The organism is Mycobacterium sp. (assembly GCF_049673265.1).
In the GTDB taxonomy this organism is placed as follows: domain Bacteria; phylum Actinomycetota; class Actinomycetes; order Mycobacteriales; family Mycobacteriaceae; genus Mycobacterium.
This window is the reverse complement of sequence record NZ_JBATXN010000207.1, coordinates 1-2,636: the sequence shown is the minus strand read 5'-3', so window position 1 is coordinate 2,636 and position 2,636 is coordinate 1. Positions and strand designations below refer to the sequence as shown.

Here is a 2,636-nt window from a genome sequence, read left to right as displayed (position 1 = left end):
GGTTCTCGCTGACTTTGGACACCGTCGCCTCATGGCCCATCGTCACATCGTCCTCGCGGATGTCGACGTAGGGATAGGTGTCGCTGCGGCTGATCGTATCGACCAGCAGCGCATCGCATTTCACGCTAGAGCGCGACCCGTGCGCACCCTTATTGACCTGGACCAGACCACGATACGACGCGCGTCCACCGCCGCGGGCCACCGACTTGGACACGATGTTGCTCGACGTGTTCGGAGCCAGGTGCAGCATCTTGGCGCCGGTGTCCTGGTGCTGGCCTTCGCCGGCGAACGCCACCGACAGCACCTCGCCCTTGGCATGCTCGCCGGTCATCCAGACCGCCGGGTACTTCATGGTGACCTTGGATCCGATGTTGCCGTCCACCCACTCCATGGTGGCGCCGGCCTCGGCGCGGGCCCGCTTGGTCACCAGGTTGTAGACGTTGTTCGACCAGTTCTGGATCGTGGTGTAACGGCAACGTCCACCGGGCTTTACGATGATCTCCACCACCGCCGAGTGCAGCGAATCCGACTTGTAAATCGGAGCAGTACAGCCCTCCACGTAGTGAACGTAGGCGCCCTCATCGACGATGATCAGCGTCCGCTCGAACTGGCCCATGTTCTCGGTGTTGATCCGGAAGTAAGCCTGCAGTGGGATGTCGACATGCACACCCGGCGGTACGTAAATAAACGAACCTCCGCTCCACACGGCGGTATTCAGCGCGGAGAACTTGTTGTCGCCGGCCGGGATCACCGTGCCGAAGTACTGCTGGAAGATCTCCGGGTGTTCGCGCAACGCCGTGTCCGTGTCCAGGAAGATAACGCCTTGTTGCTCAAGGTCTTCCCGGATCTGGTGGTAAACCACCTCTGACTCGTACTGCGCCGCAACGCCGGACACCAGCCGCTGCTTCTCGGCTTCCGGAATTCCGAGCCTGTCGTACGTATTCTTGATGTCCTCCGGCAGGTCGTCCCACGTCGCAGCTTGTTTCTCGGTGGAACGCACAAAGTACTTGATGTTGTCGAAGTGGATGCCCTCGAGGTTGGAACCCCACTTCGGCATCGGCTTGCGGTCGAAGATGCGCAGTGCCTTGAGCCGGGTCGCCAGCATCCACTCCGGCTCGTTCTTCTTCGCGGAGATGTCACGGACCACCGCTTCGGACAGGCCGCGCTGTGCGCTGGCGCCCGCGATGTCGGAGTCGGCCCAGCCGTAGCCGTACCGGCCCATCGAGGCGATGGCCTCTTCTTGAGACAGCGGTGCGTCTAGCTTCTGAACCTCAGGGGTGGTCGTCATTTACGACGCTCCTTGCTTGCTCGTGGTGGCTTCGACGCGGGCTGGGCGTCGACGGGTTAGTGGCTTCTCGGCGGTCGTGAGCGGGACGTGCGTGGTGCAGGCGCAGTCACCGTTGACGATGGTCGCCAGCCGCTGCACGTGGGTCCCGAGCACCTCGGCCATGGCCTGCTGCTCGGTTTCGCACAACTCCGGGAACTCCTCGGCGACGTGTGACACCGGGCAGTGGTGCTGACAGATTTGCACACCGTTAATCGGGCCGCGCACCTGCGTGGTGGTCGCGACATAGCCGGCCTTGCTCAGCGCGTCGGCAATCCGCTCGGCGGTGGCTTCGATATCCGCATCGGCATCCGAATCGGCCGGCTCGACACCGGACAGAATGGCATCGATGCGCTGCCGGGCGAAGGTGCGTACGGCGTCCTCACCGCCAATCTCGCGCAGTTGCCGCATCGCCGCGGACGCCAGGTCGTCGTAGCTGTGGTCCAGCTTTTCGCGCCCGCCCGGGGTCAGGCGGTAGCGCTTGGCCGGACGGCCTCGTCCCTCCTGCTGCCAGGCCGCCGCGGGGACCGACTCTGCTTCCCCCGCGTCGATCAGCGCGTCCAGATGGCGTCGCACCCCCGCTGCCGTCAAGCCCAGCTGGTCACCGATCTGCCCGACTGTGATCGACCCGGACTCCAACAACAACCGCACGACAGCGGTTCGCGTGTGGCCGTCGTGTGTCGAAGCCGCGGCCGCTGACGCGTCCGACTCGAATTTCACAACACAAGTGTGACAAAATTCCGGCGCCAGGTCCAGCGAGGCCACCCTTACTTATGGGTGGCCTCGCTGGACACTAAATCCCTGGGTGATTGTTCCCAGTGGTCGATCAGCAGCTGACGGCTACGCTGCTGTGGTGACTTCTCTGCCGGTTGAAGCCGATAGCTTCGACTCCAGCCGCAGACTGTTCTCGGCTGTGCGTCCGGTTGGCTTTTCGGAGCCGCCCGAAGACCCAGTCCGGACCCGAGCCGGATCATACGAGGGGATGCCGACAACCAGTGGGGGCGCCGCAGCGGCCCCCCAAATTCGCAGCACCGAACCCAGCCGTCCCCTCGGGACGCTGTGATGGCAGCCCGCCACCACCCGCTGAGTTCGTCGATTGCCCGCCTGCACGGCGACGAGGTGGCCGTAGGCCAGCCGCTCAACGACGCCGAGATGGTCGCGATGCGTCGCACCAGAGTGTTCGGCGCCACCGGCACGGTACTGATGGCCATCGGCGCGCTGGGCGCCGGCGCCCGGCCGGTGGTCCAGGACCCCACGTTCGGGGTTCGGCTGCTCAACCTGCCGTCGCGGATCCAGACGGTGTCGCTGACGA

General features: G+C 64.6%; 2 protein-coding genes and 1 pseudogene. 1 reads left to right on the top strand and 2 read right to left on the bottom strand.

The genetic code is table 11. From position 1 onward, the window contains the following. Together sufB and WBF82_RS07345 are read right to left on the bottom strand one after the other, a co-directional pair. The coding region (gene sufB / locus WBF82_RS07350) for a Fe-S cluster assembly protein SufB (RefSeq protein ID WP_424382401.1) at window positions 1-1,288 on the bottom strand (1,288 nt) is incomplete at its 3' end. Next, window positions 1,289-2,080, bottom strand: coding sequence for a helix-turn-helix transcriptional regulator (locus WBF82_RS07345; RefSeq protein WP_424382402.1), 792 nt, complete (start codon window positions 2,078-2,080; stop codon window positions 1,289-1,291). A 306-nt stretch (window positions 2,081-2,386) separates the two neighbouring features. Between WBF82_RS07345 and WBF82_RS07340 the strand changes: the two are divergent. After that, window positions 2,387-2,636 (top strand): annotated as a pseudogene (locus WBF82_RS07340) (polyprenol phosphomannose-dependent alpha 1,6 mannosyltransferase MptB); the annotation flags it as partial.